Source organism: Massilia sp. LC238, from assembly GCF_000735635.1.
Taxonomy (GTDB): Bacteria; Pseudomonadota; Gammaproteobacteria; order Burkholderiales; family Burkholderiaceae_D; genus Telluria; species Telluria varians.
Map to the genome: position 1 here is coordinate 47,173 of NZ_JNNN01000067.1, position 23,974 is coordinate 71,146.

The following is a 23,974-nucleotide window of genomic DNA, read 5'->3' on the forward strand; positions in this document are numbered from 1 at the left end:
GGCCCTGCAAGCAGGACCCGGCCATGTGACCGGTTCAGGCGGCGCTGTACCGCTCAGTTGCCGTTGCGCGAGGCCATGTAAGGCATGGCGCGCGAGGCCAGGCGGGTATCGGTACGCAGCATCCCGACTTCGTCGGCCAGGATGTTGGCGGCTTCCTGCAGCAGGATGTCCTTGGCGTCCTTGGCTGCCTTTTCCGCAGCCAGCTCCGCCTGCAGGTCGCGCTCGTCGTACTGCAGGCCATCGTCCTGGCGCGGTGTGCCGCGCACGGCGGTCACCGCCTTGGCCGGCTTGGTCGGGTTCGGCACCTTGCCGCGCGCTTCCTTGCCGGCCGGGCCTGCCGCCGGCTCGTCGCTGCTGGTGCCGCTCGCGCCGGCCAGGCGTGCTTCGCGCAGCTTGGCGCGGGCATCCTGGGCGTCGCGTTCCTTGCGCCGCACCGTCTCGTTCAGCGAGATCGAGTTCTCCTTGCGGATCTTGAGCACCTCGGCGATGTCTTCCTGCAGGAACTGGAACTCCTTGTCCTTCGCAATACGGGCTTCATGGCGCTTCTGCAGCGGACCGATCAGCTCCTTGAGGTCGCCCGCGGCCGTGTAGCTGGCCGGCTTGATGGCCACCCAGGGCAGCGCGTTGGCATACGAGGACTCGCCGAAGCTTTCCGGGTCGGTCAGCACCGGCAGCTTGATGTCCGGCGTCACGCCGCGCAGCTGGGTGGTGCCGCCGTTGATGCGGAAGAACTGCGCAATGGTCATCTTCAGCTCGCCGTAGCGCACCTTCTCGGCCGGCGAGAAACGGTCCAGGTCGATCAGGGTCTGCACCGTGCCCTTGCCGAAGCTCGGTTCGCCGATCACCAGGCCGCGACCGTAGTCCTGCACCGCGGCGGCGAAGATTTCCGATGCCGAGGCCGAGCCGCGGTTGATCAGGACGCCCATCGGGCCGTCCCAGGCCAGGCCAGGCTGCAGGTCGGACTCGACCTCGACGCGGCCCTGCGCATCGCGCTGCTGGACCACCGGGCCCTTGTCGATGAACAGGCCGGTCAGTTCGATCGCCTCGGTCAGCGAGCCGCCGCCGTTGTTGCGCAGGTCGATCAGGACGTTGTCGACCTTCTCCTTCTTGAGTTCGCCCAGGATGCGGGCCACGTCGCGGGTGGCGCTGCGGTAATCCTTGTCGCCGCGGCGGCGCGCCTCGAAGTCGAGGTAGAAGGTCGGCAGCGAGATCACGCCGATGCGGCGCTTGATGGCGCCTTCCTTGACCTCGATGATCGATTTCTTGGCGGCCTGCTCTTCCATGCTGATCTTCTTGCGCACCATCGACACGCTCACGTGCTTGGCGTCGGGACCGGCGTCGCCGGGCAGGACGTCGAGGCGGACCGTGGTGCCCTTCTCGCCGCGCACCAGCTGCACGACGTCGTCGATGCGCCAGCCCAGCACGTCGGTGAAGGGCTTGTCGCCTTGGGCCACCCCGACGATGCGGTCGCCGACCTTCAGCTTGCCCGACAGCGCGGCCGGGCTGCCCGGCACGATCTCGCGGATGATGGTGTATTCGTCGCGCGTCTGCAGCACGGCGCCGATGCCTTCCAGCGACAGGCGCATCGCGATGTCGAAATTGTCGGCCGAGCGCGGGCCCAGGTAATTGGTGTGCGGCTCGATCGCGGTGGCATACGCGTTCATGAACATCTGGAACACGTCCTCGTTGTTCAACTTGCGCATGCGGGTCATGTAGTTCTCGTAGCGCTTGTCGAGCGTCTCGCGGATGGCTTTTTCGTCCTTGCCGGCGAGCTTCAGGCGCAGCCAGTCGTTCTTGACGCGCTTGCGCCACAGCTCGCGGACTTCGTCTTCGCTCTTGGCCCAGGGCGACTTCTCGCGGTCGAGTTCGATCGATTCGTCGAGGGTGAAGTCGGGGCGGGTCTTGAGCAGCTGCCGCGCGTAGTTCATGCGCTCGTTATAGCGCTGCTGGAACAGGTTGAAGACGGCAAAGGGACCGGTCAGGTCCTCGTTGTTGATGGCGTCGTCCATCTTGGTCCGCAGCGAAGCGAACCGGTCGAGGTCGGCCTGGACGAAGTACAGCTTCTCGCTGTCGAGCCCTTCGAAATAGTTGTCGAAGATCTTGACCGACATCGCATCGTCGAGCGGCACCGCCTTGTAGTGGTAGCGGCCGAGCACCCGCGATGCCCACAGCGCCGCCTGGGTTTGCTCGGCGAGCGGCTTCATCTGCAGCGTGGCAGCGGCCGACCCGGCACCGGCGCCTGCAGCCTTGACCGGCACGGCGGCAACGGCCTTTTCCTTTTCGGGCTGGGCCGTCACCACATGGGCGGACATCGCAAAGGCCATCGCGGCCATGAACAGGTGGTGCTTCTTCATTCGTCGTCTCTCCGAAACGGTATTTCATGCCTCGGCGCGACCGGCGGCGGGCCGGTCAATACGCCCTTTGCGGGCCATTCTACAGGAAGCCGGGGGAAGGCAGAGCCAGCGTAAGCGCATTTACGCCCATTAATTAAGGCTGGCGTAAGCCAGGCATTCATCCTTTGACAAGCTGGAGCAGTTCGTCGCGGAAAACCGTGGCGAATCCGGCAAGCAGCAGGACCGGGATCCAGGGCCAGGAACGCGCCGCCAGGCGCCAGTCCACCGGAGAAGGCCAGAAGGACAGGAATTGCGGCGCCAGGAAAAACGCCAGCGCGAGGTCGACCGGCTCGAACACCAGGCCGTGCCGGGTGCGCCACCAGGCAACGGCGAAGGGCAGCGCCAGCACCAGCAGCGGCGCCAGCGCGCTCGGCGCCGCGTTGTACCAGCGCAGGTTGGCAAAGGTGACGGAACCGAGTTCCCAGTTGTGGCCCTTGCCCGGCTTCTTGATGCGTTTGGGAATCACACTCAAGCCGATCGGCTCGGCATTGGTGAGCAGCCCGACCGAGAAGTGCGCCAGCTCGTGGCACAGGGTGCCGGCGGCCGTGAACACGAAGAAGAAGGGATGCGCGCCCGAACCGATCCACAGCAGCAGCGCCAGCGCGGCCGAGGGTAGCAGGTAGAGCAGCAGGTCCGACCAACCCGCCAGGCTCATGTCAATGCGATCCGGAGTAGAAGCAGCGGCCGCAGGCCTGGCGATAGCTTTCGTTGCCGCCGATTGAAACCTGCTCGCCCTCGCGGATGCGGCGGCCTTCGGCATCGACGCGGATGTTCATGGTCGCCTTCTTGCCGCAGGTGCAGATGTTCTTGATTTCCTCGATGTCGTCGGCCAGCGCCAGCAGGTAAGCCGAGCCCGGGAACGGTTCGCCGCGGAAGTCGCTGCGCAGGCCGTAGCAGATCACCGGGATGCCGCGCACCTGGGCGACCTGGTGCAGCTGCTGCACCTGCGCCGTGCTGAGGAACTGGGCTTCATCGACCAGGATGCAGGCGACGGGCGGCGCGCTGGCCAGGAAATCGGTATCGCTGTCGAACAGGTCGACCTGGCGCTGCGGGCCCAGGCGCGAGGTGATCAGGCCGACGCCGTAGCGGTTGTCGATGGCCGCCGTGTAGAGCTTGACCTGCTGGCCCTGCTCTTCGTAATTGTGGGCGACCTGCAGCAGGGCGGTCGATTTGCCGGCGTTCATCGCCGAGTACCTGAAATAGAGTTTTGCCACGGCCCTGCCCTGAAACGAATCGATACGAATATACGAATAATTACCGGATTATAACAAGCAGGACTGTCCCGACACCAGCCTCCGGGCCCGTTCAGCCGGCATGCAGCGTGGCCGGATTGCCGGCCACGCGCCCGCCCGCCGGCACGTCGCGGGTCACCACGCTGCCGGCACCGATCACGGCGTCGTCGCCGATCGTGACGCCCGGCAGGATGATGGCGCCGCCGCCGATCCAGACGTTGCTGCCGATCGTGACCGGCCGGCCGGATTCCAGGCCGCTGCGGCGCTGGTGGGAGTCGAGCGGATGCTCGGCGGTGTAGATCTGGACCGCCGGGCCGATGCGGGTGTCGTCGCCGATGCCGACGCGGGCGACGTCGAGGATGATGCAGTTGAAATTGATGAAGACCCGGTTGCCGATGCGGATGTTCCAGCCATAGTCGCAATGGAAGGGAGGACGCACGATGCTGCCCTCGCCCACCGCGGCGAGGCGCTCGGCCAGCAGGCTGCGCCAGCTAGGCGCCGGCTGGCCCAGCGCCGCATTGTAGCGCGCCAGCCAGGCGCTAGTGAGGGCCTGTTCCGCCACCAGTTCGGGATCGCTGGCGTGGTAGGGCTGGCCCTCCAGCATCTTGTGGCGTTCGCTCATCTTCATGCGCTTATCTTGCGGATTACTGGCCCGGGTGGTACTTGCGCTCCAGGTGCTTTTCGATGTCTTCCTTGTAGAACAGCACGTCCTTGAACTCGCCGCGGCTGTACATCTCGGCCTGGTCGGCGAAGTGCTTCGAGGCCGGGTTGTTGCTGTTGCCGCCTGCAAGGATACTCTTGGCGCGCACGCGCGGGCCGAATTCCACCACCGCGACGAAGCTGTTGCCGCGGTCGCCGTAGATGCGCCTGGTCTTCTGCTTGGCCACCATGCCGAACGAAGCCAGCGAACCCCAGTTGGCCGAGGCGAAGCCGACCGGCCAGCTCGGCTTGCTGTCGTCGTACTGCTGGTCGATGTCGCCGCTGATACGCTGGAAGCGGTTGATCTCGCCCCAGGGGGTCTGCCAGGTGCCGAAGTCGGCAGTGAGCTTGCCGGAGGCCCGCTGCAGCGAGGCAAGGCGCTCGTCCGCGTTCAGTTTGTGCGTGATGAAGTCGACCGTCGGCGTGCCCTCGGCGCGGGCGCGCGGCGCGTGCTGGGCCACCATGTCCTGGCCCCAGTAGATCGCCAGCGAGGTCGGCTTCGAATCGACGCCGAAACGCAGGTCCCAGCCGCGCAGGCTGGCCACCTGGGCCGAAAGAAGCGCCTTGCGCGGGTCGTTCGCTGCCAGGGCGTCGTAATCCTTCAGCAGCTGGGGCACCAGCGGTTCGAAGGCGGTCAGGTGGCTGTCGTAGGCGGCGGCGATCAGGCTGTCGAGGGTGAAGTCCTTGGCGTCCTTGAGCACGCGCTCGGCATGGCGGCCGCGCGCGTTTTCCGGCAGCGACCACATGTAGTCGGGCCAGTCCTGGCGCTTCGGGCTGCTCGCGCCGGAAGCGCTGAACGGCCAGTTGTTGGTGTTCGAGATGTAGCCGCTGGCCGGGTTGAACAGGGTAATGGTTTCCTTGATGGCGTGCAGGCCCTGCCATTCGGTGGCGGAAGTGCTGCCGTCCACCGGGCGGCTCCAGTCGAAGCGCGGGTCGCGTTTCGGGATGAAGTTGCCGTGGAAGTAGGCGATGTTCCCCTTCGCATCCGCGTACACGGTGTTGTTCGAGGAATTGGTGCGCAGCTCCATCGCCTTGTAGAAGGCATCGTAGTCGCGCGCCTTGGTGCGCGTGTACGACTGGGTAAGGGCCTTGAGCGGCTCATCCATCATCCTGACGGCCACCCACTTGCCGCCCTCCTCGCGCACGATCGGGCCGTGGTGGGTGAAATAGGCGGTCACGTTCTTGCTGGCCATGGCGCCGGATGGGGTCCTGTAGGGCAGCGTGATCTGCCTTGCCTGTACCGGGCGCTGTTCACTTCCATACTGATAGAAGTATTTACCGCCCTTCTCGACCACGGTCTCCAGGTATTCGTCGATGACGTCGCCGCCGCCCGAGGTGTGCATCCAGCCGGCCTTGTCGTTGAAGCCCTGGTAGATGAAGAACTGGCCCCAGGTCACGGCGCCGTAGGCATTCAGGCCCTCTTCGCTGACCATGTGCACTTCGGGGCGGAAGTAGAAGGAGGTGTGCGGGTTGATCAGGAGCAGCGCATTGCCCGTCTTTGACAGCTTGGGGGCGATGGCAAAGCCGTTGGAGCCGCGCGGTTCGGCGTCGAAGGCATTCTCCAGCGCCGCCACTTTTTGCGCCACATTGCGCTTGCCGTAGAAGCGCTCCAGGTCCTTCAGGTCGATCGATTCGATGTCGCCGCCGATGCTGCCTTCGCTGAAGCTCAGCGCCATCCAGGGCTCGAAGCGGGTGATCAGCTTCGGCTTCACTTCCGGGTGCGTGTGCAGGTAGTAGTTCAGGCCGTCGGCGAATGCATTCATCAGCTCCTTCAGCCAGGCCGGGCTGGCCGCGTACTTGGCCTGCATGTCGCTCGGCTGGATATACATTTTCATGCGCAGGTCGCGCCAGACTTCCTTCTCGCCCTCGACCTCGGCCAGGCGGCCCATCGCATTGATGTAGTTGAGTTCGACGCGGTTGAAATCGTCCTCGGCCTGGGCGTACAGCAGGCCGAACACCGCGTCGGCGTCGCTTTTGCCGAACACGTGGGGGATGCCCCACTTGTCGCGCATGATGGTCACCCGCGCCGCCGTCTTTTTCCAGCGCGCCAGCTCGGCGCTGCTTGCGGCCTGTTTCTCGGCCGGTGCGGCCGCCGGCGCGGCGAACGCCGGAACGGCCGCGCCGAGGGCACAGGCCAGGATCGTCGGCAGCATGGTGCGGGTGGTGGTCATGCGTGGTCTCCTTGTTATGGTTTTATTGTGTGGCGCCGGCGTGGATCAGGCGCTGCTTGAGCACTTCGTTCTCGGTCAGCAAGGTCGCCACGCGATCCTTCAGCGAAGCGATCTCGGCGCGTGCGGCGGCCAATTCGTCGGCCGGGTCGCTCGGCACGGTCTCTTTCTTCGGGCGCGTCGCCATCTTCTGCTCGCGCACCTGGCGCGCGGCCTGCTGCAGCTCCTTGCGTCCGCCCGCGACGGCCGCCTTCTGCGCCTCCTCCGGCAGCTGCGCCACGTTGGCGGCGGCGTTGATCGAGATGGTGCCGGTGCGCACGGCTTCGCGCAGTTCGGGCGTCGCGGCTTTCTGGATGCGCTCGATCTGGCTGATGGTATTGGCCGACACGCGCGCGGCCTTGGCCACTTCCTCGCGGGTGTTCCAGGGCGGCGGCGGACGCGAATCCATGTCGTCGGCTTCGGGCTTGGGCGGCTCTTTCGCCATCTCTTCCGCCATGCGGGAGGTGACGATCTCTTTCTTCTTGAGCGCCAGCACGCCGCGCTGGAAGTCCGACACGCTGCGGCGCGCCAGGTGGTTGTCGATCATCCACAGCATCACGTCGTCGATCGACGCGAAGTTGTTGTTGTGGACGGTACGGAAAGGGATGCCGTGCTTCTGGCAGATCTCGTAGCGGTTGTGGCCGTCGATCAGGGTGTCGCGCCACAGTACCAGCGCATCGCGGCAACCCTCGGCCAGCAGGCTGCGCTCGAGCGCGGCATATTCGATGTCGGTCAGCGGGTCGACGAAGGCACGCAGTTCGTCATTGATAATGATGTTCAATTCTTGTCCTCTTGCAGCGGCGGCAACGGGTAAAACCGCCGTCCGGCATGCTACACCATCCCGGCGGGACGACCAATGGATGAGTAAGCGGAATCGGTCCGCAGCGTTCTAGCTAAGTTCCCGAAGTATCCACCTTGCATGACATGGCTCAGCTATTACGCTGCGCTGGCGCACCGCCTTGTTATCAAAAAGGTATGTACTGATTATTAAGCTTGCCTAATTAGTCATTGCCGGTTAGCAGCAAGTTTCCGATCGAGCCGTCATTGCGAGGAGTTGGATATGCGAAATCGTTGCGTGCCCCTGTATCGCCGCCTGGCCAGGATTGCCACCGCCTGCCTGTTTGTCGCCCCCGCCCTGGTCGCTTGCGCGACGGGCAGCCCGCCTTCCCGCGCGCCGCAGGAGATCGCGGGCGCGGCTGTCCCTTCCGCGGAAGAGCGGATCGAACGGCTCGACAAGAACGCCATGCAGGCTGCCGTGGCCGACGGCCTCAGCACCGGCCTCGCACTGTCGTCCGGCGCGCTGGAAATGAATCCCCTGGTGCCGACCTCGCCGGTGGGGATCATCGTGCTGACCGGCGCCAAGATCGGGCTGGTGAAGTACGCCGACCGCCTGCCGGAAGACGAGAAGCGGATGCTCATCAAGAGTTCGAGTTCGCTGTGGACGGGCGCCGCCGTCAACAACCTGATGGTCTTGCTGTCCGCGCCCTCGCCGGTCGCGATCGCCGCCGGGCTGGTGGCCGGGGTGCTGTGGTGGCAGCACAGTGCGCGTGTGTATGAACGGGCGAATCGGGAGATTGCGGCGCGCCGCGAAACGCCTGCGCCGCAAGCGGCGCCGCGCCAGGTGGCGGCGGTGTCGGTCGCGCCCTAGTTCACGCATGAACGAAGGGAGCTGGTGCGGGCAGCCGGAATCGAACCGGCACGCCTTGCGGCGGCAGATTTTAAGTCTGATGCGTCTACCAATTTCGCCATGCCCGCGCCGGCGGGGATTGTACTACGTGCCGCAGCGACAGTGTTAGTAGTTGAGCTACCCGGTGCGGACACGTCCCGGTCGGCGAACAAAAAAAATGCCGCTGTCCGTCAAGGACAGCGGCAAAGAACTCAGTCAACACTGAGCTGGAGACACGCGGAGAGGTGGAACTATCCACCAGAGAACGTAACCAACATAAGCCCGCTATTCGGACCTACAAGCGCCGGTTTTTCCCGCGTGTTTGTCAGCGTGTTCGCACAAAGCTGCAGCAAAGCATCAATAGATGGACTCGTAGGCTACCGCCAGGCAGACCAGTCCCACGAAGAACAGCAGGCCGTAGACGAAGATGCGCATCGAGGTCGCCAGCTCGGCGACGGCGCGGTCGGCCTTGCTGTTCAGTTTTCCTTTGCGCCGCGCCCCGTTGAGCAGCAGCGAAACGAAGACGAACAGGCTCGCGAGGATCAGGACGAATTTCATGCGGGCCTAGGTGCGGGCAACGACCAGCGCCAGCGCCACCAGCGCCAGGATCGACGACACGCCGGTCGCCACGCTCAGCCACAGCATGCGGTTGCGCGCCGCGTCCATCTTGGCGATCAGCTGGGCGTTCTGGTCGGCCATGTTGGCGATGATCTCGGAAGCCTGCAGCATCTGGGTACGCAGCTCGGCCAGGCTCATTTCGTTGCGCTCGACGCGCATGACCAGCGTGCCGAAATAGTCTTCCTGGGGCTCTTCGCCCATCATCGGCTCCGGGGTAATGCCGGCCGCGCCGCCGGACTTGCGCGCCACCGTGTCCCACAGCCTGCGCGCACCGGTCGCCACTTGCGGCGCCGCGTTGATCACCTCGCTCCACGGGACGGTCTTCAGGACGCTCCACCAGCCACTAGCCATACAGTTTCTCCTCATATTCAGTCTAGCCGGGAGCATACCACCCTGCATGGCAAGCACACGAGCTCATCCGATCTCTACCGTGCCGCGCACGGCGCAGGCCTGCGCTACCATGGAAGCATGTGTGGACGATTTGACCAGAGCCAGACGGCTCGCTACTACGCCGGCGTGTTCGGCTGGACGGACGCGGTCTACGACAGCGAGTCCACCCCTGCCTGGAACGTCTCGCCCGGCAGCTACCGCCCGGTCATGCACCTGCAGGACGGCGAGCGCCGCATCGACGACGTGTTCTGGAGCTACCGCGCGCGCTGGGCCGAAGGCAAGCTACCGATCATGGTCAACGCGCGCATGGACAAGCTTACCAACCGCTACTGGAAGCCCCTGCTCAAGAAGGGCCGCGCGATCGTGCCGGCCGAGGGCTGGTACGAGTGGACCGGCGAAAAGGGCAAGAAGCAGCCCTGGCACATCCACCGCAAGGACCGCGCCCCGCTGTTCCTGCTGGCGCTGGCCAACTTCGGCAGCTTCACCGAGAACCGGGCCGAGGCCGGCTTCGTGCTGGTCACCGATGCCGCCGACGAGGGCATGCTCGACATCCACGACCGCCGCCCGGTGGTGCTGGACGCGGCCGATGCCGAGCTGTGGCTGAACCCCGACCTGTCGCCCGAAGAAGCCCTGGACCTGGCGCGCCGCGCCGCCCTGCCCGTCGACGCCTTCGAATGGTACAAGGTGACCAACGCGGTCAACCGCCCGGGCGCGCAGGACCCGCAGATGGCCCTGCCCCTGGCCGAATGAATTTTTACCACACAGTAAAAAAACCGCAGGCTGGCAGCGGTAGGCCCTCTATCTCGAAGAAATATCCTCAACGAACTCAACCACTTGCATGAGCTAGATCGAACTTGTACACGCAACCAAAGCTCGGTTCGGAAGGTCTTAAAGACTGGATACCAACTCTGAGGACGTGTTAAATGGGCGAGTACATGCAAGTGCGGGCCATGCTGCAAGAAGGCGAGGCCTATGCGGGACTAATCCTGGGCAAGGAAGAAGATCCCGATTACCACCTGGTGCTGTTGCCGGGCGAGGCGGTCGACGTCAGCTGGCCGAGCGCCGTCGACTGGGCGCGCGGACAGGGCGGCGTGCTGCCGACGCGGCGCGAACTGGCGCTACTGTTCGCCAACCAGCGCGAAGCCTTCGAGCGCAACTGGTACTGGTCGAGCGAACCGCACGAAACGCGCACCCAGCTGGTCTGGGGGCAAAACTTTGCCAGCGGTATCCAGACCATCTACGGCCGCCCCTACCGCGGCCACGCGCGCGCGATCAGGCGCATTGCCGTGCCCTGAACGCCGGCACGGCGGCCGGACCATAGCCTGGCAGGCGCCCCGTTGCGAACGGGGCGGCGCCTGCCATCAACGTTCGGGAACGTTCGCGCGGCCGATCGGCTGTTCGATATTGGCCAGGAACCAGCTGGTGGCCGCCATCACCGCCACGTGGCGGCGTAGGTGGTCGGGGTCGACCTTGTCCAGCGTATCGGCCGGGGTGTGGTGGTAGTCGAAATAGCTGGACGTGTCGATCAGCGGCGCGAAGCTCGGCACGCCGGTACGTTCCAGGAAGGACAGGTCGCCGGTCAAGAGCGCGTCTTCGCGGCGGAAGATGCCCGCGCCGATCGGCTGCAGCGCCGCCTGCAGCGGTGCGAACAGCTTGCTCGAGCTCGCCGGCACGCTGGCGCGCAGGCCGAAGGGACGGCCGGCGCCATTGTCGCTTTCGATCGCGCCGATGTGTTTCTCGGTGTTGGCCTGCTCGGCGGCCGTGTAGGCACGCGCACCGCGCATCCCGTTCTCCTCGTTCATCCAGGCGATCACGCGGATGGTGCGGCGTGGGCGGAAGTCGAGCTTCTTCAGGGTGTCGAGCACGGCCATCGCACTGGCGACGCCGGCCGCATCGTCATGCGCGCCCGGAGACAGATCCCAGGAATCCAGGTGGCCCGACACGATCACGATCTCGTCCGGCTTTTCAAGACCCGGCAAGTCGGCAATCACATTGAAACTGTCGGCGTCCGGCAGGGTCTTGGGCGTGAGCACCAGCTTCATGCTGAGCGGGCCGCGCTTGGCCAGGCGCCCCATCAGCATGGCGTCCTCGGCCGTCACGGCCGCGGCCGGAATGCGTGCATTGTCCTGCAGCGCGGTCGAGCCGGTGTGCGGCAGGCGATAGTTGGCGCCGCCCACCGAGCGCACCAGCGCCGCCACCGCGCCCAGCTCGGCCGCCATCGGCGGGCCGCTGCGCCGAAAAGCCGATGCCTGGCCATAGGCCTGGCCGGCCAGGCCGCGGTCGGCCTGGTGCTGGTCGAAGCTGGCGTCGAACAGCACGATCTTGCCTTTCACTTCAGCGCTGCGCGCTTTCAGTTCGTCGAAGCTCTTCACCACCATCACGGGCGCAATCAAGCCGCTGGCCGGGGTCGCGCCGGAGCCGCCCAGTGCGGTCAGCACCACGCGCTGGGTAATGCCCTGCGGGCGGCCGGCGTACTCGACGATCTCCCCGGTTTCCACGCCGCGCACCCAGTGCGGCACCTTGACCGGCTGCAGGGTCACCCTGGCGCCGAGCTTGCGCATCGCTTCGGCCACCTGGGTCACGGCCGCCGCCGCTCCCGGCGAGCCGGACAGGCGCGGGCCGATCAGGTCGGTCATGTCCGCCATCCGTTCCCAGGCGTAATCGCTCTGCATCGCCGTGTCGCGGATCTTCGCGAGCGCGGCAGGATCATTGCCGGGGCTGGCTGCCAGGACTGCCGGGCTCAACAGCACGGTGGCAAGCATAGCGACATGCGCGCTCAGGACAGGGAAACTGCGGATGCTGCGGTTCATGCGTCGAATCCTTCTTCAGTTCAAGAGAATTCAACGATAGCGCATCCGGATAGTTTTTGGTAAGAAATGTTGACGTCTTTACACCGCCGGAACCAGACGCACCAGCGTGATTTCCGAAGGAGCGCCGAAGCGCTTCGGCGGCCCCCAGTAACCGGTGCCGCGGCTGATGTACACCCACATGTCGCGCACCCGGTGCAGCCCGGCAACAAAGGGCTGTTGCAGCGGCACGAACAAATTCCACGGGAAGAACTGGCCACCGTGGGTATGCCCGGACAGCTGCAGGTGAAAGCCCGCCTCGGCTGCGGCTAGCGCGCTACGCGGCTGGTGCGCCAGCAGGATGCGCACGTCGGCCTGCTCGAGGGCGCTGCCTGCGGCCGCGCGCGGGTCGCTCTTGTGGCCCGGGTTGAAATGGTGGGCCGTGTAGTCGGGCATGCCGGCGATCATGAGGGTGGCGTCGTCGCGGCGCCGGATCACGTGCTGGTTCAGCAGCACGGTCACGCCCAGCCGTCGCACTTCGGCGATCCACTCCTCCGCCCCGGAATAGTATTCATGGTTGCCGGTCACGAAAAACACCCCGTCGGGCGCCGCCAGGCGCGCCAGCGGCTGGGTATGCAGGCCCAGGCGGTGCACGCTGCCGTCCACCAGGTCGCCCGTGATGGCGATGGCGTCGGCGCCCAGCTTGTTGACCCGGTTGACGATCGCATTCAGGTAGGCACGCTTGATGGTCGGGCCGACGTGGATGTCCGAGACCTGGGCGATGGCATAGCCGTGCAGGCTGGGCGGCAGATTGGCGATCGGCACCTCGACCCGCTTCACCCGGGCCAGCCGGCGCGCATTGACGAAGCCGAGCGCGGTCACGGCCAGCGCCACCAGCGGCACCGCGGCGGCGCTGCCGCGAACGAGTTCCGGATCGAGCTCGCCAAACAGGCGCAACGCCAGCAGCACCAGGTCGCGCGCCAGGGTCGTCACCAGCAGCGAGGAAAAGAAGCCCATCGACATCAGGCCCAGCCAGGCAACGAGCTCCGACCAGCGGCGCCGGCGCAGCGAGGCCGACATCAGCCCGACCGGCACCAGCACGGTCAACACGACCAGCAGCAGCACGCCGGCCACATTGAACGGCAGCCCCAGCGCCAGGTCCGGCAACAGGCGCATGCCGATGTATACCTGCAGCAAGACCAGCAGGGACAGGATGGTGGCGAAAGATCGATTCACAGGGGACCCGGGGCGGTAAACGGTAACAAATGTTAGATGGGGCGGGCCCGTCCCTCTGCAAGTGCCGGTAGGGATGTTACTGCTGGATCAGCGTTTGTAATAATCTGTATTAACGGATGGCAGCATGAGTCCGCAGGTCTATAGTTCGTTCCATGCCTGGCGTTGTTCGATCATCCTGATCACCGCAGGGGCAAAAGGAAAAACCATGTTGAAATCTAAAATTGTTGGTGCGGTGGTCCTGGCCGCGGTTGCCGTCTCCCCAGCGGCAATGGCGGACGACCGTGGTGTGAATACTGCTATCGGCGCCGTGGTGGGCGCGGCAATCGGCCACAGTGCCGGCGGCGGCAGCGGCGCCCTGGTGGGCGGCGTGCTCGGCGCGGCGGTGGGCAACTCGATCTCGACCCACGACGATCGCCGTTATCGCGACAACCGTTACTACGACAACCGCGGTTATGGTTATGGCTACGTCCAGCCGCGCCCGGTGTACGTGCAACCGCGTCCGGTGTACGTGCAGCCCCGTCCGGTCTACGTGCAGCCGCGCCCGGTGTATGTCCAGCCGCGCCCGGTCTACGTCGAGCGCCGTGACTACGACCGTCGTGACCGCCGCGACTGGGATCGCCATGATCGACGCGACTGGGACCGCGGTGACCGCTGGGATCGTCGCTAATCAACCCAAACCGCGCGCTGCGCGGTTTTTTTTCGCCCGTCCCTTCCTTCGTTTTCCCACTCCCCCCGCTTGAGCACCGTGAGGGCGCACGGCGCCAGTCGCGAAAGGCGGGGGCATGATCCAGCAAGGCACAATCGTTCAACTGGCGCAGGGCCAGTACCGCCTGGCCGAGGCGCTCGGCGGCTCGGCCTACGGCGTGGTGTGGCGCGCCGATGCGCCGGGCGGCAGCGTCGCCCTCAAGCTGGTCAACAGCGCGCAGATGGCGCGCGCGCCCGTCGAATTGCGCCACCACTGGATCGACGCGGCCCGCACCGAGCAGGCCTTTCTGTCCCGGCTGGCGCCCTGGGATGGACGCCACATCGTGCGCCTGCTCGACAGCGGCAGCGTCGAGGGCCTGCCGGCGATGGCGCTCGAACTGCTGGACGGCGACCTGGCCACCCATATCAAGCTGCTGCGTTCCACCGGGCGCATGCCCGGCCCCCGGCAGGCGCTCGACTGGCTCGGCCAGGTCAACCAGGCGCTGGCCAAGGTGCACGCGGCCGGTTTTCGCTACCTCGACCTCAAGCCCGGCAACCTGCTGCTCGAGCGCCGCAGCGGGAACCTGAAGCTGGCCGACTTCGGCACCTGCCGCGCGCTGTGCGCGGCGCCCACCCAGGCCTACCTTGGTACCGCCAGCTGGCAGGCGCCGGAACAGTTCTTCCCGCAGGCCGGCGACGGATACCTGACCGATCCGCGCAGCGACTATTTCGCGCTGGGCGCCCTGCTCTACTGGCTGGTGTGCGGCCGCATGCTGCGTTACGGCGCCGCCTGCGCCCAGGCCTACGCGGCGCATGGGCGCGACGGCGCCGCCATGCTGCGCCGCGCGTACGCGGGCATTCCCCCGACCCTGCTGCCGGACGAGGCGGCCGGCTTCGCCCACGCCTTCGGCCCGGCGCGGGCGCAGGCCGACGCCCTCCTGCGCGCCCTGCTCGCGCCCACCGTTAGCGAGCGCCCCGCTCACGCGCTGGAGATCAGCCGGATGCTGCATGCGGTCCGCAGCGCCATGTCGCAGCCGGCCTTGGCGAGGGCGGCATGAGGCCGCGCCTGGCGCTCGCCGCGCTCGCCCTGGCCGGCGTGTGCGCCCTGCAGCTCTTCGCGATGCTGCTGGCGCCGCCGCGCTACCTGCCGCACACGGTTACGGTACGGCTTGCGCCGGGCGAATCGCTCGCGCTCGGCCGCGCCGAACTGGCCGCGCCGCGCGCCGCGAGCCGGCAGTTCTCGGTGCGGCGCGATGCGGGCGGGCGTTGGTGGCTGCGCAATGACGACCCGGCGCAGGCCGCGGTACTGGTGCGCGGCGCGGAACGCCTGCATAGCGGCAGCCTCCCGCTGGCCGCCGGCCAGCGCCTGCAGGCCGGCGCGGCGCTCTTCGAGATCGTCGCGGCGGACGCAGGCCGCACGGTCCTGCGCGACGGCCGCCACACCTGGGACTACGACGGCGCCCTCCTGCTGCGCGACGGCGAAGTCCAGCCGGCCTGCCCGGACGCCAGCCTGGCGGCGCGCCTGGCCGGACTGTGGAACCGGGTCGCGCCAGGCTTTTTCGCGCTGAGTCGTCCGCTCGCCTTCGGCGGCAATCTGTTTTGCGGCAACCGGCTCGCCGTGCCCGGCCTGGACAGCGGCAGGCTCACGCTGGCGCGCGACGCCGCGCGCAGGCAGGTACTGAACGTGCACGGTGCGCAGCCAATCCTGTTGCACGACGGGGGACACTGGCTCGACGTCGCCCGGCGCGAGCACCTGCTGGACGGCGTGGAGGCGATCGCGGTCGGCCGCACCCGCTTCGCGCTGTCGGCGCGCGGGGACAGCCTGCGCCTGGAGCCCGCACGCGAGGTCGAACTGTTCGCCGAGCCGAAGACGATCCTGCCGGCCGGCGTCGCATGGAGCTGGGGCGAGCGCTCGCTGTGGCGCTTCGCGCCGCCGTCCACGCTGGCGTGGTGCGCCGCGCTCGGCGTGTTCCTGCTGGCCGCGGCCGCCGGCCTGCGCAGCGCAAGCCCGGCCCCCAAGCCCGCGGGGTGGGCGAAGCTCGCCTTGTCCTGCGCCATCCCCGCCTGTGCGGTGCTGCTGCTGGCGATGCAGCGCCTCGGGGCGGCGCCCGGCACCGGCTGGGCGCTGCTGCTGGCCTGGGCCGCGCTGTGGCACGCGCTGCTGTGGTCGCGGCGCCTGCCGCTGCTCGGGGCGGTGGCCGTGCTGCTGCTCGGCGCCGGCCTGCTGGTGCAGCTGGAACTGGGACTGGGCGCGCGCGACAGCGCCTGGCTGCGCCACGTGGAAACCAGCTGCGTGCTGCTCGGCGCCGGACTGCCGCTCGGCTTGCTGCTGCTGGACGGCGTGGCGCGCGGCACGCTGTCGCGCATGGCGACCGAATGGCTGCTGTTCGCGCTGGCGCTCGGGGCCCTGGCCGGGCTGGTGCTGCAGGTCGCCTTCGGCAACGAGACCGGCGTGTTCGAGGTGCAGCCGGTCGAATTCGCCAAGCTGGCCCTGGCCGCACTGAGCGCCCATTGCCTGGCGCTGGCAACCGGGGCGGGCAGCGAAGTTCGCAGCTGGCGCGGCTGGCTGCGCATGCTGGCGCCGATCCTGCTGTTCGTGCTGCTCGTGGCGGTGGCGCTGGTCCAGGTGGACGACTATTCTCCGCTGATCCTGCTGCTGGTGTGGGGGGCGGTGAGCTTCCTGGCCTGGTGCCTCGCCACCGGCCGCCGGCTGCAGGCCGCGCTCACGGGCGGGCTGTGCTGCGCACTGCTGGGCGCTGCGCTGGTCCTGCAATCGGTGGGGCCCGGCTTGACCGGCGGCTTCTATGCCGAACGCTTCCAGGTCTGGGCCGATCCGGCCGCCCACCCGCACACCGGCCAGCAGATGCTGCTCGGCGCCCGCGCCGTCGCCGGCGGCGGCTGGCTCGGTGCGGATGGTCTGCTCGGCCTGGCTTCGCTCGGCCAGGCCGGCGGCGACGCGCTGCGCATCCCGGCGGTGCAGGACGACTTCGCGCCTTCCTTCCTGCTCAACCGCCACGGCCTGCTGGGCGGCCTGCTGCTGTGGGCGCTGCAGGCCGCGCTGCTCGGCTGCCTGCTGCACGCGGCGGTCGCAGCGTGGCAGGGCGCCCTGGCGGCCGGCGACTTCCGCCGCGCCTGGCTCGGGCGTTTCCAGTGCTTCCTGCTGGCCGGCGGCGCGGCCTTCCTGGGCGGGCATTTCCTGCTGTCCTGGGGCACCAACCTGGCGCTGTTTCCCATCATGGGCCAGCCGATGAGCTTTCTCTCGAGCGGCGGCTCGCACCTGCTGTTTTTCATCTGCCCCCTGCTAGCGTTCGGCGTGGCGAGCGTTCAATCTTTCGAGGAGAATCCAACATGCCGGTCTACGTCCAACACGAAGTCCTAGCCAGGGTCGACGATGTCTTCAATGCCGAGGCGTTGTGGCAGGCCCCGGGCCTGGCGCTGTTCTCGCGCCGCCCGCTGCTGCGCGACCTGCTGGAGCGCTCGCCGCGCGAACAGCGCGGGCGCGCCGCCACCCGCTGCTTCTCCCACGTCACGCTGATGCTGCCGCAGGACGAGGTCGACGACGACCGCCACCTGACCCGCGGCGCGCGCGTGCGCGACCTGGCGCAATCGCTGGCGGCCCTGCACCAGAAGGATTTCGGCGACCTGCTCGGGGGCGACGAGGTGCGCTACCACGTGGTCGGCAACGATGCCGTCGCCAGCGGCGAGGTCAAGGTGAAGTTCGGCCACGCGGTCTACCTGCCGGCCCCGGGCGAACAGCTGCTGTACACGGTGACGGCCTCGCGCGACAGCGCCATCTGGCAGCCAGTGTGCGCGGTGTACCCGAACCAGCGCCTGACCGTGGTCGGCCAGGACGAGGCCAATGCCACCTTCGCGGTGCCCGGCTGGCCCTTCGGTGCGGAAGGTGGCATCCTCCTGATCAACGACGGCGCCGACAGCGAGATGGAAGTGCAGGTGCGCCCCAAGGACACGCTCGACTGCCGCTTCGACGCGGCCGGCGGCTACTACGTCATCCGCAGGAAGGCAAATGGCGACGGCGCCGGCCAGCGCCTGCTCCTGAAAATCAGCCGAGCAGGCACGCCGGAACGGGCCAACCCGGCAAAGGCGCCGAGCGCCGTGCTAGCGCGCGCGCCCGCGGTATGGAAGCCGCGCGAGGCCAGCATTGCCGAGAACGAGATGACGGCGATGCCGCTCGCCGCCCCGCACGCGCTGGAAAACGACGCGACCTACGCCCCGGTCGCGCGGCACCGCATCACGCTCGCCGCGCTGGCGCTGCCGCGCCTGAGCCGCTACCGCGACACCGGCGCCGCCGCGCTCGAGATCGGCCTGGGCAGCAGCCTCGCGCCGGTCGCGCCCGGCAAGGACAGCCTGATCCGCTTCCTGGTGGACGATGCCGACGACGTGCACGCCATCACCGCGGCCGGACGCCAGCGCGTCAAGGTGCCCTCGCAGTTCGCGCCGCTCGATGGCGCCAGCCTGCGGCTGCACGCGGTGGCGCCCGGCATGGCGGACCGCTACGCGGCCCTGCTCGCGCTGCCGCAGGGCCCCGAGCAGCCGGCGGCGGCCGGCACCCGCCTGGTGTTCGGACGCGGCATGCCGGCGCTGGCCGGGCTGCGGGTGCTCGACGGCCCGGCCTTCCTGCGCCACCTCGATGGCAGCGCGGCCGCCAGCGCCGACCGCCTCGGCCTGTCGCGCAATGCCTTCAGCTGGGAAGCCACCGGCGCAGGCTTGCGCATCGTGCGCCTGTCCGAGACCCAGGCGCTGTTCCACCTCGATGCGGACCTGAAGCTGGTGGCGCCGATCACGCAGGCCACGCAGGAGCAGCCCTACCTGCTGCCCTCCGGCCACCACCTGGTGGCCGGCCACTACGTGCTGCGCTTCGACGCTTGAGTCCAGCCATGCCGTCCGCGACCACCATCGCCGCCTATTGCGCCGGCCTGCTGCTGACGCTGTGCCTGGCCGCCTGGCTGACCCCGCGCGCATGGTGGCGCCGTGCGAACGCGCGCGCCCTGGCGGTGCTGGTGTGCGGCACCGCGCTGCTGGGGGGATTGCTGCATGCGCTCGCCAAGCCGGATGCGGGTCCGCACGCGGCCACGCTGGCGGCGCTGCCCGTGTCCGAGGCGCCGGTGGCGGGTGCGCAGTACCGCGTGCGCGACCACCTCAACCTGCGCGAGCATACCGGCATCAACGCGCGCCGCCTGGCCGTGGTGCCGGCCGGCGCGCGGGTGACGGCGACCGGCCAGCGCCGCGGCGACTGGTGGCAGGTCAGCGCCGTGGTGGATGGCCGCCGCCACGATGGCTGGGCCAGCAGCCTGTGGCTGCGCCGCGCCGACGAGAATTCAGTGGTCTTCTGAGCCGCCAAGCCGCATCGGGTTGAAGTACAGGCCCTTGGCGCACTGGGTCGGCCCGACCCGCACGAAGCCGAAGGCCTCGTACACCGGCACCGCGAAGTTCGAGGAGTTCACCGTGAAGCTGCCGTCGCCGCCCGCCGCGATCGCCGTTTCGCGCGCCGCCTCCCACAAGGCGCGCGCCACGCCGCGCCGGTGCCAGCGCTTGCCGACGAACAGGTGGAACAAATGGCTGCGGTCGCGCACCGCGACGAAACCGGCCAGCTGGCCGTCGATGAGCGCCACGTGATAGACATGGCCCCGCGCCAGGAGGCCGCGCACGCCCATCTCGTTGTTCTCGGCAAGGAAGGTCGCTGCGCCCTCGGGCGGCGATTCGTGCACGATATATTCGCGCGCCAGCTCGCGCAACAACGCCGCCACGGCGGGGATGTCCGTGGCCACTAGCGGTCGGATCAACATGGGTTTCGCGGCAAAGGTGTTTTGGGAATGCCACAATATCACAGAAAACACTTTCCGTACGGCAATTTAATTGACTGTGGGTAGCGAAGCCACCTACACTGGCCAGACCATGCCAGACCCGAGCTCCCCGTCTTCTTCCCCTGTTGGTTCGAGCCTCGTCCACGGCCTGTCGCCCGCCCCGGCCGGCCGCCGCAAGGTGCCGCTAACCCGGCCGCTGCGCCACCCGCGCTACCGCAATCTCTGGCTCGCAAACATGGTCTCGAACATGGGCACCTGGATCCAGACCTTCGCCTCGGCCTGGCTGGTGGCCTCGATCTCGAGCTCGGCCTCGATCACCTCGCTGGTGCAGACCGCAACCTATGTGCCGGTATTCGTGTTCGCCCTGCTGGCGGGGGTCGTGGCGGACGCCGTGCACCGGCCGAAGTTCCTGTTCTACTGCAACCTGTACATGGCGCTGTGCGCCGCCATCATGGCGCTCCTGGCGGGCACCGGGCTGGTGGCCGCCACGCCGGTGCTGCTGCTGACCTTTTGCATCGGCATCGGCACCGCCTTCATCTGGCCGGCCTGGCAAGCCGCCATGTCCGGCCTGGTCGAGCCGGATGAAGTGGAGGCCGCGGCCACCCTCAACAACCTATCCTACAACCTGTCGGCCATCATCGGCCCGGCCGTGGGCGGCGTTCTGTTCGGCTGGATCGGACCGGGCGCGCTGTTCCTGGCCAATGCCCTGTCCTTCGCCGGCCTGCTCGGCGTGTACTGGAGCTGGTGGCGCGAAGACGGGCCGCAGCCGCAGGCGGCCGAGGGCTTCCGCGCGCGCTTCGTGTCGGGCGTCAGGACCGCCTTCGGCTGCGCGCGCTACCGCCGCATCCTGCGCAACGTCTGCACCGTGTTCTTCTCGACCATCGCTTTCGCCAGCCTGTTGCCGGTCTACGTGCGCGAGGTGCTGCGCATGCAGTCCAGCACCTACGGCACCCTGATGGGCTGCCTGGGTGGCGGCGCGGTGCTGGCCGCCTTCTTCCTGCCACAGCTGCGTGCCCGGGTCGACAAGACCGGCGTGCTGGCCGGCGCCATGCTGGTCTACGGCGGCATGCTGCTGGCCATGGCCGCGAGCCGCTCGCTGTTGCTGCTGGCGCCCTTGATCCTGTGCGGCGGCATGGCCTGGTCGGCCACGGTATCGACCCTGAACGCCGCGGCCCAGCTATCCTTCCCGGCCGAGATCCGCGCCCGCACCCTGTCGATCTACCTGTTCGTCATGTCGGGCGGCTACGTGGCGGGCAGCCTGTTTTGGGGCCAAGTGGCCGAACGATGGGGCGTGCGCGCGGCCCTGGGGACCGCCGGGGCCTGCGTGCTGGCCAATGCGCTGGTCCTCGTCACGGGAAGCAGGAAAAACCCGCTCTAATCGCGGCATGAAAGGAGCTTGTTCAGGTGTAAAGTAGCGGAATTGCCTAGCCGATCCGCCTCATGCCCTCATCCGACATCCTGTCCGCCTTCGATTTTGCGCCGCGCTACGACGTGGCCGTGGCCAGCCGCCGCGGCAGCGGCCCGGTGCAGCGCCCCGAAAACCAGGACAATTTCGTCGTCATCGATGGCGCCGGCCAGGCCCATTACCTGCTCGGCCAGGCGCCGCAACAGGCGCAGGTCGGGGCCTGGCCCGCGGGCCACGGCCGGGTGGCGGTGCTGGACGGGATGGGCGGACACGGCCATGGGCGCGAAGCCGCGGAGGCGGTCGCCGCCGGGCTGCTCACGATTCCGGCCTGCCACACGCCGGCCGAGCTGGCGCGCCACCTGGACGCCTTGCACGCCGAACTGCAGCGCCATTTCGCCGTCGACGGCGCCCCCCGCCCCGGCACCACCCTGACGATGCTGGAACTGCCGGCAGCGTCCGCGCCCCTGCTCTACCATGTGGGCGACTCGCGCCTGTACGAGATCGGCCCGGAGCGCGCCGTGCCGCTCACCGTCGACCACGTGCCCGCCACCGCAGCGGCCCTGGCCGGCCGCATCGACGAGGATACTTGGCGCCGCCAGGTGCATGGCGCGCACGCGCCGCAGATCGCGCAGGCCTTCATCCTCGGCAATGCCTTCAGCAAACCGTCGCAGCTCTCGAACCCGCTGTTCGAACTGAGCCCGCTGAACCTGCCGTCCTGGCTGTGCGCCCTGCCGGACCGCCGCGTGCTGCGCCTGCGCGAGGACGCCTGCTACCTGCTGGCCACCGACGGCTTCTGGTCCTGCGCCGCGCCCGACCGCTTCGTGGACCGATGGCCGGACCTGCTGGCCGGTGCGCCCGACGCCGCGACCATGGTCGGCCGCCTGTTCGGCGCGATGGAAAGCGCGCTGCCCGAGGGCCTGCACCCCGATAACCTGACCGCGCTGGTGCTGCGTCCCCTGCCGCTGCCGGCCGGCGGCCACGCGGACGAAACCGCCCTGCCGGACGATGCACGGGATTGAAAAATTCCCAACAGAAAATAATGTTGCTAATCAATGAATGCGGCGCGCCGCTGGGCAGTAAAAGGGCGTAAGCTAGCAATGTTGTCGATTCCGATCGAGTCCGCCATCGTCCCATGAACCGCTGCCGCAATCCCGAGCATCCGCACTGCACCGTCTGGGTCATGCCCGGCGAGCAGCTGTGCGCGCACGGGCACGCCCAGCCGGCTTCCGATGGCGCCGCTTCCGGCAGCGGCCTGCCCGCGAGCTTCGCGGCGATCAGCGCGCTGCGCGCCCAGCGCGTCCCCGACGCGGCCGCAACGCGCACGAGCTGCGGCTTTGGCCGCCCGCAACTGCACATCAGCGGTTTCGACCCGCGCGCGGCCGGCGGGCGCCAGGCCATCAAGCTGGAACTGCGCGGCATGCCGATGGATTGCGCGGCCGAGCTGCGCATGCTGGTGCGCTCCGGCCTGCGCCTGCGCGAAGGCGAAAGCTATGTCTTCCAGCGCACTTCGCGCGGCGACTGGCGCCCGGTGTTACTGGAATTCTCCTCGCGCGGCCTGGAGCACGGCCAGTACCGCATCGACATCGAGCTGCACAGCCGCCACCCGTCTCTCCCCGGAGCGGCGCGCACCTGGACCTGCTCGCCGGTGATCCTGGTGCCGCGCATGGATGCCAGCCTGGGCGAGATCCACCAGACCTTCCTGGCCACCCACAAGAACGTGCGCGTGACCGCCGACGACGCCGGCATCGCACGGGTGCAGGCGCCGGGCGGCGGCAGCCTCGACATCGACGTCACTGCCCGCGACGGCTCGATCGCCCAGCTGGACATCCGCGATCCGCGCGACGGCGGCGGCAAGGTCGACCTGGGCATGTCCACCATCGCCTGGGACGAAGACCTGATCGAGATCGACGTTCCAGTGCAAGCGGCCGGCCATCCCTGCCCTGCCAGCACGGCCTGCCTGGTGCACGCGGAACCGGATTCGAGCGCGCAGCGCCACCTGCGCCTGTTCGCGCTCGACGAATGCGTGCTGGGGCGTTTCGAAGAGATCGATCCGGAAGCCGACCTGCTCTTGATGCACTACGGCGAACACGGCGAGGAGCGTGGCGGCCTGACGCGCCGCCTGTCCGGGCGCCATGCGCTCATCCGCCAGGGCCGGCATGGCTTCGAGATCGAGGACGTGTCGCGCTACGGCCTGCTGCTCGACGGCGTCTGGCCGGGCAAGCACACGCCGACGCCGCTGCGGCTCGGCATGCGCATTGCCCTCACTGCCAGCATCCGTGGCGTGGTCGAACTGGAAGTGAGCGCCCTGCTGCCGCACGGCGTGATCCTGCACCGCGTCGACGCGGGTGCGCAGGCGGAAGCCTTCTGCATCCTCGCCCCCGACACCGATCCGGGCCGGCGCGAGCTCCTGGCTGCGCCGCGCGCCGCTGGCATGCCGCTGCTGTTCCACCGCGACGCTGGCTTCTGGCACCGGGACCAGCTCACGGGCGTGGAGACGCCGCTGTCGCCAGGCGCCAGCCTGGAGCGATTGTCCGGCATGGGCCGGCAGCTGCGCTTCACGGCCCGGCCCTATCCTGAGCTCGCCCAGGAAATGCGCGCGCAGACGCTCCGCGCCGGCGAGCGCCGGCGTGCACAGCCCGCTGCCTGGCTCGGCAGCTGAGCCGCGGCTCAAGCGCCGTGCGGGCGCAGGAGCAGGAAGACCAGCGAGGTACCGGCCAGCAGCGCCGCCTGCAGCGCGAAGACGATGACCGGGATCTTCAGGTGTTCTGGAATTTTCATGGCGCGTCCTCTCAATGGCGTTCAGAGAAAACCCGTACGGGAGCGCCAGTTTACGCCC

22 protein-coding genes and 1 tRNA gene are annotated in these 23,974 nt (G+C 68.2%); 11 read left to right on the forward strand and 12 right to left on the reverse strand.

The genetic code is table 11. From position 1 onward, the window contains the following. Positions 1 to 53: 53 nt before the first annotated feature. The 6 genes from FG94_RS19110 to FG94_RS19135 form a co-directional block, all read right to left on the reverse strand. On the reverse strand, positions 54 to 2,312 hold the full coding sequence (locus FG94_RS19110; RefSeq protein ID WP_373965413.1) for a carboxy terminal-processing peptidase: 2,259 nt from the start codon (positions 2,310 to 2,312) through the stop codon (positions 54 to 56). Between the two features lie 199 nt (positions 2,313 to 2,511). Further along, on the reverse strand, positions 2,512 to 3,048 hold the full coding sequence (locus tag FG94_RS19115; RefSeq protein ID WP_051996924.1) for a hypothetical protein: 537 nt from the start codon (positions 3,046 to 3,048) through the stop codon (positions 2,512 to 2,514). 1 nt (position 3,049) lies between these two features. Beyond that, a complete protein-coding gene (locus FG94_RS19120; protein WP_036214897.1) occupies positions 3,050 to 3,607 on the reverse strand; it encodes a thymidine kinase in 558 nt (185 codons plus the stop codon). Between the two features lie 91 nt (positions 3,608 to 3,698). Further along, a complete protein-coding gene (locus FG94_RS19125) occupies positions 3,699 to 4,253 on the reverse strand; it encodes a sugar O-acetyltransferase (RefSeq protein ID WP_036214900.1) in 555 nt (184 codons plus the stop codon). A 16-nt stretch (positions 4,254 to 4,269) separates the two neighbouring features. Then, positions 4,270 to 6,495, reverse strand: coding sequence for a penicillin acylase family protein (locus tag FG94_RS19130; protein ID WP_036214902.1), 2,226 nt, complete (start codon positions 6,493 to 6,495; stop codon positions 4,270 to 4,272). Positions 6,496 to 6,517: 22 nt separating this feature from the next. Continuing rightward, entirely contained in the window at positions 6,518 to 7,312 is a 795-nt protein-coding gene (locus FG94_RS19135) for a hypothetical protein (protein WP_036214905.1), read from the reverse strand. 279 nt (positions 7,313 to 7,591) lie between these two features. Between FG94_RS19135 and FG94_RS19140 the strand changes: the two genes are divergently transcribed. Further along, positions 7,592 to 8,179 (forward strand): hypothetical protein, encoded by a 588-nt coding sequence (locus FG94_RS19140; RefSeq protein WP_152571048.1) that lies wholly within the window; start codon positions 7,592 to 7,594, stop codon positions 8,177 to 8,179. 22 nt (positions 8,180 to 8,201) lie between these two features. Here FG94_RS19140 and FG94_RS19145 read toward each other — a convergent pair. The 3 genes from FG94_RS19145 to FG94_RS19155 form a co-directional block, all read right to left on the reverse strand. Then, positions 8,202 to 8,286 (reverse strand) — tRNA-Leu (locus tag FG94_RS19145). Between the two features lie 268 nt (positions 8,287 to 8,554). Then, positions 8,555 to 8,755 (reverse strand): hypothetical protein, encoded by a 201-nt coding sequence (locus FG94_RS19150; protein WP_036214907.1) that lies wholly within the window; start codon positions 8,753 to 8,755, stop codon positions 8,555 to 8,557. A 6-nt stretch (positions 8,756 to 8,761) separates the two neighbouring features. Beyond that, positions 8,762 to 9,166, reverse strand: a complete 405-nt coding sequence (locus FG94_RS19155) for a hypothetical protein (RefSeq protein ID WP_036214916.1) — start codon at positions 9,164 to 9,166, stop codon at positions 8,762 to 8,764. 117 nt (positions 9,167 to 9,283) lie between these two features. Between FG94_RS19155 and FG94_RS19160 the strand changes: the two genes are divergently transcribed. Further along, the gene (locus FG94_RS19160) at positions 9,284 to 9,955 is read left to right on the forward strand and encodes an SOS response-associated peptidase (RefSeq protein WP_036214918.1); all 672 of its coding nucleotides are present in this window, start codon (positions 9,284 to 9,286) and stop codon (positions 9,953 to 9,955) included. Positions 9,956 to 10,128: 173 nt separating this feature from the next. Then, positions 10,129 to 10,500 (forward strand): DUF1566 domain-containing protein, encoded by a 372-nt coding sequence (locus tag FG94_RS19165; RefSeq protein ID WP_036214920.1) that lies wholly within the window; start codon positions 10,129 to 10,131, stop codon positions 10,498 to 10,500. A 66-nt stretch (positions 10,501 to 10,566) separates the two neighbouring features. On the opposite strand, the gene FG94_RS19170 is transcribed toward FG94_RS19165, so the two are convergent. Continuing rightward, positions 10,567 to 12,015 (reverse strand): M20/M25/M40 family metallo-hydrolase, encoded by a 1,449-nt coding sequence (locus tag FG94_RS19170; RefSeq protein ID WP_036214922.1) that lies wholly within the window; start codon positions 12,013 to 12,015, stop codon positions 10,567 to 10,569. Between the two features lie 78 nt (positions 12,016 to 12,093). After that, positions 12,094 to 13,167 carry a metallophosphoesterase gene (locus FG94_RS19175; protein ID WP_081926085.1) on the reverse strand — a complete coding sequence of 358 codons (1,074 nt, stop codon included), beginning with the start codon at positions 13,165 to 13,167 and terminating at the stop codon, positions 12,094 to 12,096. Positions 13,168 to 13,432: 265 nt separating this feature from the next. Between FG94_RS19175 and FG94_RS19180 the strand changes: the two genes are divergently transcribed. From FG94_RS19180 to FG94_RS19200, 5 genes are all read left to right on the forward strand, one after another. Beyond that, complete coding sequence (locus FG94_RS19180; RefSeq protein ID WP_036214925.1) at positions 13,433 to 13,894, forward strand: glycine zipper domain-containing protein; 462 nt, start codon at positions 13,433 to 13,435, stop codon at positions 13,892 to 13,894. A gap of 115 nt (positions 13,895 to 14,009) precedes the next feature. Next, the gene (locus FG94_RS19185) at positions 14,010 to 14,969 is read left to right on the forward strand and encodes a hypothetical protein (RefSeq protein ID WP_036214929.1); all 960 of its coding nucleotides are present in this window, start codon (positions 14,010 to 14,012) and stop codon (positions 14,967 to 14,969) included. Next, entirely contained in the window at positions 14,966 to 17,290 is a 2,325-nt protein-coding gene (locus FG94_RS19190; RefSeq protein WP_036214932.1) for an FtsW/RodA/SpoVE family cell cycle protein, read from the forward strand. The genes FG94_RS19185 and FG94_RS19190 overlap by 4 nt, the downstream gene beginning before the upstream one ends. Continuing rightward, the gene (locus FG94_RS19195; RefSeq protein WP_036214935.1) at positions 17,260 to 18,798 is read left to right on the forward strand and encodes a hypothetical protein; all 1,539 of its coding nucleotides are present in this window, start codon (positions 17,260 to 17,262) and stop codon (positions 18,796 to 18,798) included. The genes FG94_RS19190 and FG94_RS19195 overlap by 31 nt, the downstream gene beginning before the upstream one ends. 8 nt (positions 18,799 to 18,806) lie before the next feature. After that, positions 18,807 to 19,262, forward strand: a complete 456-nt coding sequence (locus FG94_RS19200; protein ID WP_036214937.1) for an SH3 domain-containing protein — start codon at positions 18,807 to 18,809, stop codon at positions 19,260 to 19,262. Here the strand turns inward: FG94_RS19200 and FG94_RS19205 are convergent. Beyond that, positions 19,248 to 19,715, reverse strand: a complete 468-nt coding sequence (locus tag FG94_RS19205; RefSeq protein WP_036214940.1) for a GNAT family N-acetyltransferase — start codon at positions 19,713 to 19,715, stop codon at positions 19,248 to 19,250. The genes FG94_RS19200 and FG94_RS19205 overlap by 15 nt on opposite strands. A 109-nt stretch (positions 19,716 to 19,824) precedes the next feature. Here FG94_RS19205 and FG94_RS19210 point away from each other — a divergent pair, with 109 nt between their 5' ends. From FG94_RS19210 to FG94_RS19220, 3 genes are all read left to right on the forward strand, one after another. Further along, complete coding sequence (locus FG94_RS19210; protein WP_081926087.1) at positions 19,825 to 21,111, forward strand: MFS transporter; 1,287 nt, start codon at positions 19,825 to 19,827, stop codon at positions 21,109 to 21,111. Positions 21,112 to 21,173: 62 nt separating this feature from the next. Next, entirely contained in the window at positions 21,174 to 22,157 is a 984-nt protein-coding gene (locus FG94_RS19215; protein ID WP_036214942.1) for a PP2C family serine/threonine-protein phosphatase, read from the forward strand. A gap of 113 nt (positions 22,158 to 22,270) precedes the next feature. Then, entirely contained in the window at positions 22,271 to 23,797 is a 1,527-nt protein-coding gene (locus FG94_RS19220; protein ID WP_229445994.1) for an FHA domain-containing protein, read from the forward strand. Positions 23,798 to 23,974 lie beyond the last annotated feature (177 nt).

Excerpts from the sequence above, each read along its gene's own strand:
- FG94_RS19195 (WP_036214935.1), top strand. The coding sequence starts at position 17,260 with ATGCCGGTCTACGTCCAACACGAAGTCCTAGCCAGGGTCGACGATGTC.
- FG94_RS19130 (WP_036214902.1), bottom strand. The coding sequence starts at position 6,495 with ATGACCACCACCCGCACCATGCTGCCGACGATCCTGGCCTGTGCCCTC.
- FG94_RS19205 (WP_036214940.1), bottom strand. The coding sequence starts at position 19,715 with ATGTTGATCCGACCGCTAGTGGCCACGGACATCCCCGCCGTGGCGGCG.
- FG94_RS19110 (WP_373965413.1), bottom strand. The coding sequence starts at position 2,312 with ATGTCCGCCCATGTGGTGACGGCCCAGCCCGAAAAGGAAAAGGCCGTT.
- FG94_RS19140 (WP_152571048.1), top strand. The coding sequence starts at position 7,592 with ATGCGAAATCGTTGCGTGCCCCTGTATCGCCGCCTGGCCAGGATTGCC.
- FG94_RS19190 (WP_036214932.1), top strand. The coding sequence starts at position 14,966 with ATGAGGCCGCGCCTGGCGCTCGCCGCGCTCGCCCTGGCCGGCGTGTGC.
- FG94_RS19150 (WP_036214907.1), bottom strand. The coding sequence starts at position 8,755 with ATGAAATTCGTCCTGATCCTCGCGAGCCTGTTCGTCTTCGTTTCGCTG.
- FG94_RS19220 (WP_229445994.1), top strand. The coding sequence starts at position 22,271 with ATGAACCGCTGCCGCAATCCCGAGCATCCGCACTGCACCGTCTGGGTC.
- FG94_RS19160 (WP_036214918.1), top strand. The coding sequence starts at position 9,284 with ATGTGTGGACGATTTGACCAGAGCCAGACGGCTCGCTACTACGCCGGC.
- FG94_RS19165 (WP_036214920.1), top strand. The coding sequence starts at position 10,129 with ATGGGCGAGTACATGCAAGTGCGGGCCATGCTGCAAGAAGGCGAGGCC.
- FG94_RS19125 (WP_036214900.1), bottom strand. The coding sequence starts at position 4,253 with ATGAAGATGAGCGAACGCCACAAGATGCTGGAGGGCCAGCCCTACCAC.
- FG94_RS19215 (WP_036214942.1), top strand. The coding sequence starts at position 21,174 with ATGCCCTCATCCGACATCCTGTCCGCCTTCGATTTTGCGCCGCGCTAC.
- FG94_RS19175 (WP_081926085.1), bottom strand. The coding sequence starts at position 13,167 with ATGCGCCTGTTGCCGGACCTGGCGCTGGGGCTGCCGTTCAATGTGGCC.
- FG94_RS19210 (WP_081926087.1), top strand. The coding sequence starts at position 19,825 with ATGCCAGACCCGAGCTCCCCGTCTTCTTCCCCTGTTGGTTCGAGCCTC.
- FG94_RS19155 (WP_036214916.1), bottom strand. The coding sequence starts at position 9,166 with ATGGCTAGTGGCTGGTGGAGCGTCCTGAAGACCGTCCCGTGGAGCGAG.
- FG94_RS19115 (WP_051996924.1), bottom strand. The coding sequence starts at position 3,048 with ATGAGCCTGGCGGGTTGGTCGGACCTGCTGCTCTACCTGCTACCCTCG.
- FG94_RS19200 (WP_036214937.1), top strand. The coding sequence starts at position 18,807 with ATGCCGTCCGCGACCACCATCGCCGCCTATTGCGCCGGCCTGCTGCTG.
- FG94_RS19180 (WP_036214925.1), top strand. The coding sequence starts at position 13,433 with ATGTTGAAATCTAAAATTGTTGGTGCGGTGGTCCTGGCCGCGGTTGCC.
- FG94_RS19185 (WP_036214929.1), top strand. The coding sequence starts at position 14,010 with ATGATCCAGCAAGGCACAATCGTTCAACTGGCGCAGGGCCAGTACCGC.
- FG94_RS19170 (WP_036214922.1), bottom strand. The coding sequence starts at position 12,015 with ATGAACCGCAGCATCCGCAGTTTCCCTGTCCTGAGCGCGCATGTCGCT.